This window comes from Alkalimonas collagenimarina, from assembly GCF_030717845.1.
Taxonomy (GTDB): domain Bacteria; phylum Pseudomonadota; class Gammaproteobacteria; order Enterobacterales; family Alteromonadaceae; genus Alkalimonas; species Alkalimonas collagenimarina.
In genome coordinates this window covers 79,946-94,095 of sequence record NZ_JAUZVZ010000013.1, presented here as the reverse complement: position 1 = coordinate 94,095, position 14,150 = coordinate 79,946, and the positions used below count along the sequence as shown (strand labels likewise).

The following is a 14,150-nucleotide window of genomic DNA, read 5'->3' as shown; positions in this document are numbered from 1 at the left end:
TATGCGCGCAGAATTAGAAGTCTGTTTAGCCAGTGATCAAGGGCCGCTGACCGAGAATATTCAGCTGGCCAGTGCTGTTGGGGTTGGCAGTATTGAGTTGTGCGCAAGCATGCATCAAGGCGGCTTGACGCCAGCGAGTGACGTTATTGCGCAGGCTCGTCGGCATTGTACTGATACGACTCGCTTAATGGTCATGATCAGACCCAGAGCCGGCGGTTTTCATTATCAAGCTGATGAATTGCAGCTGATGGCCCGGCAAATGAAACAAGCAGCCGATCTGGGAGCTGATGGCGTGGTGTTCGGTTGCCTGACTGCAGATGGTGCGGTTGATCACCAGGCAATGGAACTGTTGATGCAACGCTGCGTCGATTACCAGTTAGTCAGTACTTTTCACCGCGCTTTTGATGCCAGTCAGTCCCCTGAAGAGGTGCTGTACGAACTTCAGGATTACCCATTACAGCGCATTTTAACCAATGGTACCCATTGGCAATCAGGCCTTGGCATTGAAGCAGGTATCAGTCAGCTCCGGCGTTTGCAGCAGTCCTCATTCGGCGGGCAATGGGTGTTTGGTGGTGGTGTCACGCTAGGGTTATTGCCGAAGCTACAACAACAGCTACAGCCAGCTTACTGGCACTTTCATCGTGATTTATTACAGCAACACCGGCTGCTACCAGATCGCCTGGCACAGGCTCTGCAGTTACTCGGACACACAGGAGATACACCTTTATGATGACCCGGCGCAATTTTGTAAAGTTGGCCTCAGCCCTTGGTCTGGCAACGAGTTGGCAGGCACATGGCATGCTACGAGCATCGGTAGCTACGCCAGCTACTGCGGCCAAGCCAGTGGTGATCAGCACCTGGGATTTTGGTATGCAGGCCAATAAAGTGGCCTGGCAGGTACTTGAACAAGGTGGCAACGCTCTGGATGCGGTGCAACAGGGGGTGATGCTGGTCGAGGCCGATCCTGCTGAACGCAGTGTCGGTTATGGTGGCCGGCCAGACAGGGATGGCAAGGTGACCCTGGATGCCTGCATTATGGATCACCAGGCCAATATTGGCTCGGTCGCGGCATTGGAGCAGATTAAACATCCGGTGGCTGTGGCCCGTGCTGTAATGGAGCAGACACCCCATGTCATGCTGGTAGGTCAGGGAGCTCAGCAATTTGCTCTTGAGCAAGGATTTGTGCTGGAAAACCTGCTGACCGAGCAATCCGAGCGAGAATGGCAGCAATGGCTAAACGATGGCAATTACCGGCCTGTCGTCAATATTGAAAACCACGATACCATTGGTATGCTGGCATTGGATAACGAGGGTAATTTATCCGGAGCCTGCACCACCAGTGGTATGGCGTATAAAATGCACGGCCGGATCGGTGATTCGCCCATCATTGGTGCCGGGCTTTATGTCGATAATGACGTCGGAGCCGCCACTGCGACCGGACATGGTGAAGAAGTGATCCGAGTCACTGGCTCTTTTTTGGTGGTGGAGCTGATGCGCCAGGGGCTATCACCTCAAGCGGCCTGTGAGGAGGCTGTCCGGCGTATTCATCAGAAATTGGTGCAACGAAAGGCCGCGATTGCCGATACGCAAATCGGTTTTATTGCCATCAACAAAATGGGTGAGCATGGCAGTTTCTGCCTGCAGTCAGGCTTTAATTATGCGATTCAATCTCCTGTACAGACTGAGCTGATTGCGGCATCAGCCTTGTTATAAACGACTTTCCGGCTTTTATCGGCCAAACCGATAGAAGCCAACATGCCACCTCTGCAAGCCCCTGCTAGCATCATCTGAACACTTCCCCTGAATAGGTAGGTTCGTTATGCACGCAGGACGTTCTTTATTTTATTTTTTCAGTAGCTTACTCATCATTGGCTGTTCACCATCCAATGCGCCAGATATAGACCAAAACCATGAGGCATCAACCGGGCTGGTGATCCTTGATGATGGCCGTGACTATACCTTTGAGCGAGGTGATGGCGATTACCGGGTTCGCTTTAATTACACCGGTGACAACTGGACCCACGCCGATGTTGCAGCGATCCAGGTGCAAACCGAACAACCTATTGCCATTGTACCGCAGCAATACACCTCGCCGGGCAAGATGATGCCAGGCGCCAGTGTGCAGGGCGAAAATATCGGCCGGCAATGGAATGAAATTACCCAGCAGGAATTAGCAAAACGTCTGGAATCGTTGGGCTTCTTCGTGCTGACACCAAGTATTCAGCAGTACAGTGAAGATTTGGATGGCTACCAGGGGTTTGAGCATTTTATCGCTGGTGTCCATAAGGGCAATGCCCATGTACAAACTGTGTTGCTGACGGCTGATGCGCACGACCCGAATGCACAAAATCCTTTGCCTGGTGCCCAGATGCTGGTGACCGGCACCAACCCGCGTAACCAGGAGTGGGAGCAATTGATCCAGCGTTACATAGCTCCTTTTTACCAGCAGGTAGGCCTGGGTAATCAAGGTCCTCGTGTTCGTGGTGGTCATTCCGATGAGGAAGGTTCTTCAGCTGCCTGGCACCCATTGATTGAACGGGCGGCTGAATATGGCCCCACCGTGACCATTATGGAAGTCAGTCGTGCCATCGATATTATCGATCAGGTTGGCTCTATCGAAGCTGGCCGGCAGTGGGCTGCACCTTTATTTGATGCCGTGGCACTGGCACTGGCCGATTATGCCTGTCAGCAAGGGTTTGACCTGACTATTTGTAAGGAGCTTGACCATGTTACAACGCATTAATGCCCACTATATCAACGGTAGCTGGCGGACGGTTGCGGCGCCAGAGTGGTTTACGCTGATTAATCCCACGACTGAAGAGGCGGTTAGCTGCGTCGCCAGAGCCGATGCTGCCATGGTGAACGAAGCCGTTGCTGCAGCCTACCATGCACAGGATAGCTGGGGCCGGCTGGAGTTTACCGAGCGGGCAGAGTATTTGCAGAGCATGGCCGATTATCTGCAGGCGCATGCTGAGGAGCTAACCCAGGCCATTACTGATGAACTGGGTTGCCCGCTCTGGTTCAGCAAAATGGTGCAGGTGGATGACCCTATCGACGCGCTGGCAAAGCATGTTGGTTATGCCAGAGCGCTTGAACGTGAGCAGCAATGGGATGCCCGGCTGAAAGTACGCAAAGAACCGGTCGGTGTGTGCGGTTTGATCACGCCGTGGAATTATCCGCTGCATCAATTGATAGCCAAGGTTGCGCCTGCTTTACTGGCGGGTTGTACCCTGATTGTCAAACCCGCTGAACAAACGCCACGCAGTGCTTTATTGCTGGCTATGGCAGCAGAAGCGGCTGGTGTGCCTGCTGGCGTCTTCAATCTGGTGCTGGGTTGTGGTGCTGAGATTGGCGATATCCTTTGTCAGCACCCTGATGTTGATTGTATTTCCTTTACCGGTTCGACCCGGGTTGGACGACTGATCCAGCGCAATTGCGCCGATACGGTAAAGCGGGTTTGTCTGGAACTGGGTGGCAAGTCTGCCTTTATCATTGGTCAGACTGAGCGCCTGGCCGACGCAGTGAAACTGGGGGTCGAGGATGTGATGATGAATTCCGGCCAGACCTGCGTCGCGCTGACACGCATGCTGGTACCTGCCGATCGGTATCAGGAGGCATGCGACCTGGCAGCTGATGTGGCCAAGCAGTTGGTGGTTGGTGACCCCAAAGCAGAGGATACCTTTCTGGGGCCAGTGGTCAATCAGCAGCAATATCAGTCCATACTGCAGTACATTGAATCTGGTATCGAAGACGGAGCGCGGTTGATTGCAGGTGGGGGCGAGCGTCCGGCTGGCTTGAGTCAGGGCTATTACATTGCCCCGACTATTTTTGCCGATGTGCACAATGACATGCGTATCGCCCGGGAAGAGATTTTTGGTCCGGTCCTATGCATGATCCCCTACAGCGACGAAGACGAAGCACTGCGCCTGGCCAATGATTCACCTTACGGTTTAAGTGGTCGGGTGTGGGCTGACGATGCGGACGAACGCCAGCGGCTGGCCGTTGGGATCCGAGCTGGATTAATCTTTACCAATGCAGCCGAATGGCACAATGCCGCACCTTTTGGTGGTTTTAAGCAATCGGGCTATGGCCGCGAGTTAGGGCTGGCCGGGGTTGAAGAGTTTCTGGAGTTGAAATCCATTGTCCATGAGGAGGCAGCGCATGACTGAGCGCATCCTGAATCAACCGTTAAGTGGTAACGAGATGCCGCGATTTGGTGGCCCGGCCAGTTTTATGCGGCTGCCACAGGCGCAGGACCTGACCGATGTCGATGTTGGCTTTATTGGGGTTCCATTTGATATCGGTACGTCGAACCGGCCAGGAGCAAGGCTGGCGCCACGCCAAATTCGTGATGAGTCCCGTATGCTTCGCCCCTATAACATGGCAACCCGGGCGGCACCTTTTGATTCGCTGCAAATTGCCGATATTGGCGATGTGCCGATTAATACCTTCAATCTGAGCAAAAGCATCGACATTATTCAGCAGCATTACCGTGACGTGCTGGCTGCCGATGTAACCCCACTGACGATCGGTGGTGATCACACCATCGCGTTGCCTATTTTACGGGCTCTGAAAGAAAAGTATGGTCCGGTTGCCATGGTGCATGTGGATGCTCATGCCGATATCAATGAGCACATGTTTGGCGAGCGCATCGCGCATGGTACGCCGTTTCGCCGCGCTGTAGAAGAAGGCTTATTGCAGTGCGATAAAGTGGTGCAGATTGGTTTACGCGGCAGTGGTTATGCGGCGGATGACTTTGACTGGCCCCGGCAACAGGGCTTTCAGGTGGTTACCGCAGAAGAGTGCTGGGGGCGCTCGTTGCAATCATTAATGAAGCAAGTCAGGCAAAAAATTGGTGATCATCCGACCTATATATCTTTTGATATTGACGGCATTGACCCGGCTTATGCGCCCGGTACCGGTACGGTAGAAATTGCCGGATTAACGGTGCCACAAGCACTGGAAATTATCCGGGGTTGCCATGGTCTGGATCTGGTAGGAGCTGATTTAGTCGAAGTGTCACCACCCTACGATCCGTCTGGCAATACAGCCTTGCTGGCAGCTAATTTATTGTTTGAGATGCTCTGCGTATTGCCTGGCGTGCAGCGGCGCTGATAAGGAGGAGATACCATGCAACACTCTGATGAAACCCTGAATTTGGCCGGCTGGAGCCAGGCGTTATTAAGCTGTCAGCAGGCTTGTGGTAAAACCCGTTTTTACACCGAGCTTGGCCAGCTGCTGCAGCAACTGCTGCCTGCCGATGAGTATCTGGTGCTGATGTTTGATCCCAAGCGTCCACCCGAGTTACTTCATCAGCGCCATCCGCTGCAAAGTGATGATTTTGATCGTTACCTGAAGTCGGCCTATGTACTGGACCCGTTTTACCGCAAAGGGCTGCAACAGGGACAACAGGGCGTGTTCCGATTACGCGATATAGTGCCCGCTGATTTCCATGATTACGATCAGTACTACAACAGTTATTTTCGCCACCTGAAAATTGCTGATGAAGTGGGTTATCTGATCCCTTTACCAGCTGAACGGCGCTTTGTGCATATCGAGTTGGCACGTTTTGCCGGGCGGGAATTATTTCCGACCGCCGAGCTGCAACAAGCCAGTCAATTGTTTGATGTGATTGCCAGCCTGGTGATCCAGCATCAGCAACAGTTGCCGCTGCACGAGGGTAGTGGCTGCATCGAGCATGATTACATTGAAGCATTCTATCGTCGTTTTGGCAGCGAAGTCTGTACACCGCGCGAGCATGAGGTGTTGTGTTATATGCTGCAGGGCTATTGTGTGAAGACCATTGCGCATCAGATGCAACTTGGGCTGGAAACCATCAAGATGCATCGGAAGAATTTGTATGCGAAACTAAATATCGGCTCGCATCCTGAGTTGCTGGCTTTATTTATTGATTTGCTGACGGTGACGGAGCCGCCGGTGCGTAGCGATCCACTGCTGCAAAACCCGCGTCTGCAGTACAACTCAGCCTTACCGGAAGCCTCTTAGTATGAATTTATACCGCTGTTGTTGTGTCCTGTTATTGCTCGGACTGCCAGTCAAGGCGGACTGGTTCGCGCCATTGGATCTGCCACCAGCCAGTGCGGTTCGAACTGCCACCGGTGAGCCCGGTCCGGGCTACTGGCAGCAGCAGGTCGATTATCAACTGGAAGCGACATTGGACCCGGCCGCTGGGTTAGTTGAAGGGCGTGCACAGGTGCAGTATCACAACCGGTCACCCCAGTCACTGCCTATTCTCTGGTTTGAGTTTCCTTTGCAACGTCTGGTCACAGATCAGAGCAGCCTGAGTGCAGTACCTAAGGGGGTAAAGCCACCATCACGTCCTGCTTTAAACCACTCTGGCCTGGATAGGTTACAGGTGTTTCTTGATGAGCAGTTACTTGAAGTGCGGCAGCAAGGTAGTTTTTATGGGGTGGTCTTGCCAGAACCGGTAGCCAGCGGGGAACAGGTGGCTCTGCACTTTGACTGGAGCTTGCATTTACCGGATCGGGCTGATCCCCGTCGTCCCAGAGCCGGGGTGGAAAGGTTGTCTGATGGGCGTAAGCTGCTGGCTTTAACGCAATGGTATCCAAGGGCAGTGGCTTTTACTGATCGGCGCGGCTGGGACTTATCGCCATTTCTTGGTGATGCTGAATTTAGTCTGGAGCTGGGCAATTATCAGGTCCGGGTGACAGCACCTGCCGACTATCTGTTGTTTGCCGGTGCTGAACTAAATAACCCGGAGATACTGACTGATGATGAGCGTCAGCACTGGCAGCAAGCCAGTGGTGAAAGCCGGGTCACTCAGGCAGGGGCGGCCAGTGAATGGCGGGAATGGCATTTTAGCACCAGTCAGCAACGTGATTTTGCCTTGGTCGCTGGCAATGCCTGGCGCTGGCAAACGAAGCAGATCGATGTAGCCGGGCAGCCGGTTCGGTTACAAGTCGCCTTTCCGGATAATGGTCGCTGGTTGTGGCAGCGCTATGCACTGGCTGCGGCTGAACACAGTGTTCGTCAGCTGCAGCAGCTGGTTGGCCCTTATCCGGGCAGCACCTTAACCATTGCCAACATCGCAGGCATTGGCATGGAGTTTCCTGGCTTAAAATTGCTTGGTTTTCGCGGGCCGGATGCGGCCATCGACGGACCAGCTCCGGCTTATAGCCGCACCGAAAAGCACGATGTGCTGGGCGGCATTATGCATGAAGTAGCCCATGCCTATTACCCGATGCTGGTGAATACCGATGAGCGACGGGAAGGCTTCTTTGATGAAGGTATTGCCAGTTATCTTGCATTCCTGCTGGAGCAAAGCTGGAGTCGTTCGTTCCAGAGTTTTTATGGCGATCCGGCGGGGGTAGCGGCTGCTATGCAACGTTCAGACTACTCCGCACCGGTCACACGAGCAGATCACTTTGTGCTGAGCGTTTTGACGCTATCTTGCAAGACTTTACGGCAGCATGGGCCGGTAAGCGACCGTACTTCGCCGATTTTATTCGTTTTGTATCAGCGCAAAGCGGGCTGGAGCTGGATTGGTTCTGGCGTGGTTGGTTTTTCTCTAACCGCCATGTGGATATCGCGCTGGAACAAGCCAGTATTGTGATGGCTGCACCCGCTGATCCTGCCCTGCTGGCCAGTTGGCAGCGGCGTCAGGCCGGGCGTGAGGAAGGAGCTTTAGTGCCATTGCCGTCGACTGTTGCTGCTGAGGTGGAGCAACGACTGTCACTGCAGGATCGGTATTCAACACAGGATGACTTTGGGCCTCTGGATGAAAACAACTGGCAGCCAGAGCCCATCGAAGGGCAGTGGTTGCGTTTGCAACTGCGTAATCAGGGCGGCATTCCAATGCCGGTCACTGTACAGGTCATTACGGCCGATGATAAGCAGTATCGACTACAGTTGCCCGTGGATATCTGGCGGGCGGCACAGCAGGAACGGGTGTTAGATCTATGGCTGGATAGCACGGAAACTATCGTTCGAATTCAGCTGGACCCGGAACGACTATCTGGTGATGTGAATCCAGCCAATCAACGCCTGAATGGCCCGTTACCGATAGTACTGGTTTCTGAGTGACTATCGAGCTGGCGACTGTCTGTCAACAATCAACCACTGAATGACAGTGGTTGATTGTTTGATTGCCGTTAGATCCCAGCCTCTAGTCGGACACTGGTTGAAACAAGTGCAGCCATAAATCCCCGTCCGTGCCATTATCATTGATGGCCTGCTCAAACGCAGCTTTAGGGTAGCGGATGTTAAAACCAGAGGCCTCAGTGTCGTAACTACCATTTCGTTCCAGATTCCATTCTCCATAGGGATCATTCACTGTGTAGTAGTCGCCGTCATAACCTGTGACCACCAGTATATGACCGGGTGGAGTAAACCAGCCATGCACGATAGCAGGTAAGCCCGAACTAACATGCTGCTGCAGTTGAGCAAAGGTTCCATCAATCAGGCCCGTTGATTCGGCATGAATACCCGCTTCTGTCGCTAACTCGTTAAACGCGGCGGTCAGTTCAGGAACGGTTTGTAGCAAGCCGAAGCGTTGGTACAGTTGGTCGGGGACTCGTTCATCATCGGATGCTGTGGTGATAGCAAAAAAGTCAGTCACCATCGCCAGCGAGGTCACACTGCAGGTTGCTGTCGGCTGGTAAAGGTTTTCAAGCTGGTGGTAATAAGGGACCAGCGGCAAGCTGGAGTGTTGCAGTAACTCCATATTGCTGTTGCTGCAATCATTCACTGTATAGTCTAATTGTTGCCAGTTGATGCCTTCGATGGCGTTGGCAAGGGTAGCATCCGAGATACGCCACACCGATGCATTGGGGCCGGCATGAGCGATAAAGGTGTCCAGTTGTTCCGCGGTCAGGATATTATCTTCATGAGAAACAATATGCCACACCGGCTTGGTGGCGCCTAAACGCTGATACTCACAATCACCTGCCTCAATGGTCGCTGCAATGTCACTGAGGTAACTACCGCCCCATTTTTCAATATAGGTTTGTGGCATATGGGCATCGACATACTGGTCAATGATGCCGATATTCATGCCCTGATCTTCCGGGTTGCCCCAGCTAGTGGCCGCCAGCAGAAAACGGTTATCAATAATCCCCTCTGCCCGAGCCTGCCGTAAGCGCACATGATGAGCCTGCAGTAAGTCATGCAAGGGTTGATCGACACGATTAAACTCTTCTTCAATATCCAGTACAAACCCCTGGTAGCCAACTTTGGCTGCGGCGTACAACATATCCGCCTGTTCCGCGTAAGAGTGGGTGTCATTGTAGGTCCAGGCCCAGGGTTCGATCCCGGCATCTATGTAGTGCTGTATGTTGTCAGGTTCGCAGGCATCCTGCCATTCACCACAGAAGACACCACTTTCTTCGAAGCGAATTTTGTTATCCTGCCATCGATAGTTGATATCGCTTATTTTTATAAAGACCCGTTTAACACCAAGATCGGCCAGGTACTCTGCCATGTCAGCATGGTTGTTCCTGACTAAGCCGGGTTGATCGATGTACCAGATCCAGGCAGATAGTTTATTTTCCGCCACGGTGATTTGCTGTGGATCAGGCTGGGTAGGTGGCGGTGGTGGTGTAGCCACAGGATCTGATGTTGAGTCCGAGCCTCCGCCACAGGCAGCTAACACAATGCTCAGGGGGATAATAGCCAGTTTTTTCATGGGTTTTCCTTAGTGTATGTCGGAGTTGAAAATTCTGATTGCTGCGGCCAGCGACGCAGTGGTATAGGTTCAGAATCAATGGTAGCTGGCAGCTTATCGAGTAAAAATGACTCTTGCCGCTGAATATCCCAGTGCTCAAGGGTGACACCGCTGTCAATTTGGATCATGCTGAAAACGTGGTAGCTGTTTGCCTCGGTCAGGATCGGGCGTGCCGGGATCCCCGCTGCCATCAGCAAGCCAAGCTTACCTATCTTTGCCTGATAGAAGGCATGTTGGTGACCACTAATATACCAATCGACCTGGTATCGATTAAACAGTGCAATCAGCGATTCCGTGTCCTGCAAACGTTCGCCAGGGGCCATGCGACCTTCAGCGATTGAAATAAGGGGCAAGTGACCACTGACCAAGCGGTGTCTGGCCTGCTGCACCGCAGGTGATTGCAATGTGGTCGTTAACCATTGAATCTCAGTCTCGCTAAGCTCTGCGCCAGATGCATCGATCACTATAATGGCGATATCCTGCCAGAGCAGGCTGAAATAATACGGATAGTGTGCGTCATCAAGCCATGTCAGATTCGGGCTGGAAGGGCGTTTTGATTGCCAGAAGCGTTCTGCCAGCTGCCGTTCCTGAGCAAATAGTCGTTTGCCCAGCCGGTTAAAAGCTTTAGACCCATCATGATTACCAATCACCGGGATCCAGACACTTTGCTGATTGATCATAGGCTGCAGCATTTTTTCATCGAACGCTTGCCACATGCTGGCTAGTTGCCCGGGAGTCAGGCTGCGTTTTTGTCCGGCAACCACATCACCGACCGAGAGAATAATGTCAGGTTGTTGCTGAATCACAGCATCAAGTAATTGATAACTGAGAGCCGGGTAGTCAGTGCTGCCATAAGCGCCATTGATATCGCCAACGATGGCAATTCGAACGGACGAAGTCATCTCATCCGTTGAACTATCTTTAGCCAGATTGCTGAAAGTAGCCAGTGCACAACATAGTGCAAGGAGGGTTCGGATAAGCCAGGCGTACATACTATGGCTCCTGACTGATGGTCAGAGCAATGGGCACGGGCCGGTGCTGATTAAACACGGTGTCGTCAAGGACACGCAGCGCACTGGAACCACCACCATCCAGGTTAATAGCCCCTTCAACACCTAACTTCAGTAAGTGCCCGGGCAGTTCGGTTAAAGTTAATGCATTGGTGACGAACAGGATAATATAGCCCTGGGCGGTATATCCGATAGCACTTCGTGGCCGGGTATCTGTTAACTCAACACCAGACCCCCAAAAAATCTCCTCATCGTAGCTTAATACTGTTGCGCCATCCTGAACCAACATAGGTCCACCACCAATGGCCATACCCAGTGAGGGCAGGAGCCTTCCATCTTCAGCTTGAGGAGCCGGCTGTGGCGTATCAGAGTTTCGTTGATAGGCTAGTGGCTGGTCATATTGTCGGATGTCTGCAACCGAATCACCAAAGTGATAGATCCAGGTTACTTCGCTTTTGCCTGCTGTATCCGTTAAAAACAGGGCGCGCATAACTGGATAAGTTTTATTAAAACGACTGAGAGCGGCAATATTTTTGCTCAACACCTCATTACCCTTTATTGCGGCAGAGTACGATTGATCGCCGCCAAAAAAGCCACCGTTCATGGCTGCAACAAGGTGTGGTTCAGTCAGTTGATCCAGTGTTTTTACCGGTGAAAGTCTGATTGGGTTTAAAGCCAGCTCAGCAACGCTGGGATCAAGCTTCAGGTACCAGGCTGAAAATTGAGTATGCCCCTCTTTTTGTCCACGATGAAATGTGACCCCGGCAGGCAGGTTTAGGTTATCTTGTTGCTGCCAGATAATGTCAGAACTGACGGGGGACGAAGGCGTGCCTGATGCATGGTCAGAGTCGCCTCCACAGGCTGCCAGAAGGCAAGGAAGTGTTAAAAGTAAAACGTAGCGCAGAGCACAATCCACAATACCACCACTTGGTTTAAACAGGCCGTAAAACCATCACTCTAAGTAAGGGATCAATGATTTGAAAATGACTTACTATCGGTTTTAACGATAGGTTAATAGCTGATTCTTATTATTTATTTCTACGCACAGCGATTCGTTGCTTGGGTCTGGCTAGCATTAACGCATCGTTACAATTTGTTGCATATAGATCGAAGTTTAAGCGTGAACAGTAGTCCACAACCATGTAATCTGCCAGATGAAATTATCGCCAGGAGACGATTTATGACATGGTTACGATACAGTGCTTTAGCGGGGCTTTTATGCGCTAGCAGCGTGATTGCTGAACAGTCAGCATTGGAGCAGGCTAAGCAATTGCTGGAACAAAAACAACACCAGGAGTTGCAGGCATTGCTGGAACCACTTCAGCGCAGCCATGCAAAAGATGCTGAATTTTGGTATCTGTATGGCCGGGCAGCCATGGGACTGGATGACAGTGCTACAGCAGAGAAGCATTTAAAAAAGGCCGCTGAACTGGCGAGTGATCATGCACACTACCAGTTCTGGTATGGCCAAAGTAGCTGCAATCGTGCGCAAAGCGTCAATATGTTGCGGGCACGTGGTTTTGCTATTCGGTGTCGCGATGCGTTTCAGGCTGCAGCTGATTTAGAACCTGAGATGCTGATGTATCAACATGCGCTGGCACAGTTTTTGATGCAGGCGCCATCCATTGCCGGTGGCGATATTAAGCAGGCACTGGCAGTTGCTGAGCGGATTGAAAGCTTTGACTCGTTGCAAGGTCAGTTGCTGGCGCTACAGGTGCATGCTGCCAATGAGGATTTAGCAGCATTTGAAGCCCTGGTTGCCAGGTCAGATGATTTAAGCAAGCGTCCTGAGCCTTATGTATTTCGTGGTTTTTACCATCAGCAACAGAATGCGCATGATCAGGCCATTGCTGAGTTTGAACAAGCCATTCAATTACCCATTGATGCCGATGACTCCGAGGCGATGGAGCAAGTTTTTACTGCCTGGTATCAGATAGGTCGAAGTGCCTTGCTGGGCAAGACTCAATTGGAAAAAGGAATCGCGGCTTTACAGCATTACCGTAGCCAGGACGATTATAACGAATGGGCTGATCTTCGTCTGGCACAACTTTATCTGTTGCAGGATGAGCAAGAGCAAGCCAGTCAGTTAATAGCCTCATTGAAAGCCAATAGTCAGGATAAGAACTTGCTGGCTGAGCTGAATAAAATAAGCTTATGATTTAACTCACTTGATAAGTGACGAATTTGACTAAAAAAGAGTAATTTTCACTAGCCTTAAGTCGCTTGTTTGGTAAAGTCAAACAAGCGAATTAAATTAAATTCAATATAATCAATTATTTAATTTTTAAATTCATCTTGGCACACCTGCTGCAATAACGGTTTATAACCTTAAATTTGACTCAGGCAAGGAATACCAGGATGAACAAATTACTTTTACTCGCTGCAACCCTAAGCTCTGCACTGGTTCTGACCGGCTGCAATCAGGCGCAAAGCAGCCCTAACACGACGTCTGCAGAAACGATCGCTATTCCAGTTGAAATAGCGCTGGCACGTCATGGTGAAATCAGCAGCAGCTACCGCACCACCACCACGTTAACAGCACGGGCGGAAACCGAAGTCATCAGTAAAACCACCGGTATAGTACAGCGCATTCTGGTAGAAGAAGGTGATCAGGTTGAAGCTGGTCAGCTGCTGGCCGTACTGGATAATGAGCGGCAGCAGTTTTTACTGGCCAGAGAGCAGGCTGAACTAAGCCGTATGGCTGGCGAGTGGCAACGGATGCAGGAAATGTATCAGCGTCAACTGGTTAGCACCGAAGTGTACGAAAAGCTCCGCTGGCAAATGGATGCCACCAAAGCTGCCGTCGATCTGGCAGAGCTGGCAGTTCGCGAAACCGAGATCCGCGCGCCCATTGCCGGGGTGGTATCACGCCGCTACGCCAAAACTGGTCAGCTGATCAATCAGTATGCATCGCAATCTTTATTTCATCTGGTGTCGAATGCCGAACTGGAAGCCGTTGTGCATTTGCCTGAACAACAAATTGCCCAGGCCAAAGCTGGCCAGGCCGGTGTGCTGACCATGGCCGGTCTGGCACCGGTGCAGGCTCAACTGAGCCGGGTTGCACCGGTGGTTGATGCCAGTTCAGGCACGGTTCGCGCTACCTTATTACTGGATAATCCTGCTGGTCAGTTACGTCCGGGCATGTTTGCTCAGGTTGAACTGCACTTTGATGTAAAACCAGATGCGTTACTGCTGCCAAAGCGGGCATTGATGATGGCTGATAACACAGCCAGTGTCTTCGTGGTCGATGCTAAAGGTCAGGTGAGCCGTCAAACGCTGCATCTGGGTTATCAATCTGAAACCACGGTAGAAGTTTTGTCTGGCTTGGAAGCTGGTGCTCAGGTGGTGGTAGCAGGCCATGCAGCACTGAAAGAGCAAAGTCTGGTCCAGGTGGTATCGACCCGTCAGTTTTAATTCAAAAACATGAAATGCAAAGC

Annotated in this window: 13 protein-coding genes; 10 read left to right on the top strand and 3 right to left on the bottom strand. The window is 51.8% G+C overall.

Features of this window, described 5'->3' with window-relative positions; all coding sequences use genetic code 11:
* The first annotated feature begins 1 nt into the window (after nucleotide 1).
* The 8 genes from Q3O60_RS10715 to Q3O60_RS10680 all read left to right on the top strand — a co-directional run bounded on the left by Q3O60_RS10715 (nucleotide 2) and on the right by Q3O60_RS10680 (nucleotide 8,064).
* The gene (locus Q3O60_RS10715; RefSeq protein WP_305893927.1) at nucleotides 2-730 is read left to right on the top strand and encodes a copper homeostasis protein CutC; all 729 of its coding nucleotides are present in this window, start codon (nucleotides 2-4) and stop codon (nucleotides 728-730) included.
* The gene (locus tag Q3O60_RS10710) at nucleotides 727-1,713 is read left to right on the top strand and encodes an isoaspartyl peptidase/L-asparaginase family protein (RefSeq protein ID WP_305893926.1); all 987 of its coding nucleotides are present in this window, start codon (nucleotides 727-729) and stop codon (nucleotides 1,711-1,713) included. The genes Q3O60_RS10715 and Q3O60_RS10710 overlap by 4 nt, the downstream gene beginning before the upstream one ends.
* 106 nt (nucleotides 1,714-1,819) lie before the next feature.
* Nucleotides 1,820-2,743, top strand: coding sequence for a hypothetical protein (locus tag Q3O60_RS10705; protein ID WP_305893925.1), 924 nt, complete (start codon nucleotides 1,820-1,822; stop codon nucleotides 2,741-2,743).
* Entirely contained in the window at nucleotides 2,727-4,169 is a 1,443-nt protein-coding gene (locus Q3O60_RS10700) for an aldehyde dehydrogenase family protein (RefSeq protein ID WP_305893924.1), read from the top strand. Before Q3O60_RS10705 ends, Q3O60_RS10700 begins: the two co-directional genes overlap by 17 nt.
* Nucleotides 4,162-5,115 (top strand): agmatinase, encoded by a 954-nt coding sequence (gene speB / locus Q3O60_RS10695; RefSeq protein ID WP_305893923.1) that lies wholly within the window; start codon nucleotides 4,162-4,164, stop codon nucleotides 5,113-5,115. The genes Q3O60_RS10700 and speB overlap by 8 nt, the downstream gene beginning before the upstream one ends.
* Before the next feature lie 15 nt (nucleotides 5,116-5,130).
* Nucleotides 5,131-6,006: a helix-turn-helix transcriptional regulator gene (locus tag Q3O60_RS10690; RefSeq protein ID WP_305893922.1), complete on the top strand. Its 876-nt coding sequence runs from the start codon at nucleotides 5,131-5,133 to the stop codon at nucleotides 6,004-6,006.
* Nucleotide 6,007: 1 nt separating this feature from the next.
* Complete coding sequence (locus tag Q3O60_RS10685; protein ID WP_305893921.1) at nucleotides 6,008-7,594, top strand: gluzincin family metallopeptidase; 1,587 nt, start codon at nucleotides 6,008-6,010, stop codon at nucleotides 7,592-7,594.
* On the top strand, nucleotides 7,594-8,064 hold the full coding sequence (locus tag Q3O60_RS10680; protein ID WP_305893920.1) for a hypothetical protein: 471 nt from the start codon (nucleotides 7,594-7,596) through the stop codon (nucleotides 8,062-8,064). The genes Q3O60_RS10685 and Q3O60_RS10680 overlap by 1 nt, the downstream gene beginning before the upstream one ends.
* Nucleotides 8,065-8,146: 82 nt before the next feature.
* On the opposite strand, the gene Q3O60_RS10675 is transcribed toward Q3O60_RS10680, so the two are convergent.
* From Q3O60_RS10675 to Q3O60_RS10665, 3 genes are read right to left on the bottom strand one after another with little or no spacing between them, the layout of a single operon-like run.
* Nucleotides 8,147-9,664, bottom strand: coding sequence for a C39 family peptidase (locus tag Q3O60_RS10675; RefSeq protein ID WP_305893919.1), 1,518 nt, complete (start codon nucleotides 9,662-9,664; stop codon nucleotides 8,147-8,149).
* Nucleotides 9,661-10,695 carry a metallophosphoesterase family protein gene (locus tag Q3O60_RS10670; protein ID WP_305893918.1) on the bottom strand — a complete coding sequence of 345 codons (1,035 nt, stop codon included), beginning with the start codon at nucleotides 10,693-10,695 and terminating at the stop codon, nucleotides 9,661-9,663. The genes Q3O60_RS10675 and Q3O60_RS10670 overlap by 4 nt, the downstream gene beginning before the upstream one ends.
* 1 nt (nucleotide 10,696) lies before the next feature.
* The gene (locus Q3O60_RS10665) at nucleotides 10,697-11,629 is read right to left on the bottom strand and encodes a phosphodiester glycosidase family protein (RefSeq protein WP_305893917.1); all 933 of its coding nucleotides are present in this window, start codon (nucleotides 11,627-11,629) and stop codon (nucleotides 10,697-10,699) included.
* A 264-nt stretch (nucleotides 11,630-11,893) separates the two neighbouring features.
* On the opposite strand from Q3O60_RS10665, the gene Q3O60_RS10660 reads away from it, so the two are divergent.
* Together Q3O60_RS10660 and Q3O60_RS10655 are read left to right on the top strand one after the other, a co-directional pair.
* A complete protein-coding gene (locus Q3O60_RS10660; RefSeq protein ID WP_305893916.1) occupies nucleotides 11,894-12,871 on the top strand; it encodes a tetratricopeptide repeat protein in 978 nt (325 codons plus the stop codon).
* 200 nt (nucleotides 12,872-13,071) lie between these two features.
* Nucleotides 13,072-14,127, top strand: coding sequence for an efflux RND transporter periplasmic adaptor subunit (locus tag Q3O60_RS10655; protein WP_305893915.1), 1,056 nt, complete (start codon nucleotides 13,072-13,074; stop codon nucleotides 14,125-14,127).
* Nucleotides 14,128-14,150: the final 23 nt, after the last annotated feature.

Bases quoted from the DNA above. Each gene is read 5' to 3' on its own strand.
- Q3O60_RS10715 (WP_305893927.1), top strand. From the start codon at position 2: ATGCGCGCAGAATTAGAAGTCTGTTTAGCCAGTGATCAAGGGCCGCTG.
- Q3O60_RS10710 (WP_305893926.1), top strand. From the start codon at position 727: ATGATGACCCGGCGCAATTTTGTAAAGTTGGCCTCAGCCCTTGGTCTG.
- Q3O60_RS10705 (WP_305893925.1), top strand. From the start codon at position 1,820: ATGCACGCAGGACGTTCTTTATTTTATTTTTTCAGTAGCTTACTCATC.
- Q3O60_RS10700 (WP_305893924.1), top strand. From the start codon at position 2,727: ATGTTACAACGCATTAATGCCCACTATATCAACGGTAGCTGGCGGACG.
- speB (WP_305893923.1), top strand. From the start codon at position 4,162: ATGACTGAGCGCATCCTGAATCAACCGTTAAGTGGTAACGAGATGCCG.
- Q3O60_RS10690 (WP_305893922.1), top strand. From the start codon at position 5,131: ATGCAACACTCTGATGAAACCCTGAATTTGGCCGGCTGGAGCCAGGCG.
- Q3O60_RS10685 (WP_305893921.1), top strand. From the start codon at position 6,008: ATGAATTTATACCGCTGTTGTTGTGTCCTGTTATTGCTCGGACTGCCA.
- Q3O60_RS10680 (WP_305893920.1), top strand. From the start codon at position 7,594: ATGGCTGCACCCGCTGATCCTGCCCTGCTGGCCAGTTGGCAGCGGCGT.
- Q3O60_RS10675 (WP_305893919.1), bottom strand. From the start codon at position 9,664: ATGAAAAAACTGGCTATTATCCCCCTGAGCATTGTGTTAGCTGCCTGT.
- Q3O60_RS10670 (WP_305893918.1), bottom strand. From the start codon at position 10,695: ATGTACGCCTGGCTTATCCGAACCCTCCTTGCACTATGTTGTGCACTG.
- Q3O60_RS10660 (WP_305893916.1), top strand. From the start codon at position 11,894: ATGACATGGTTACGATACAGTGCTTTAGCGGGGCTTTTATGCGCTAGC.
- Q3O60_RS10655 (WP_305893915.1), top strand. From the start codon at position 13,072: ATGAACAAATTACTTTTACTCGCTGCAACCCTAAGCTCTGCACTGGTT.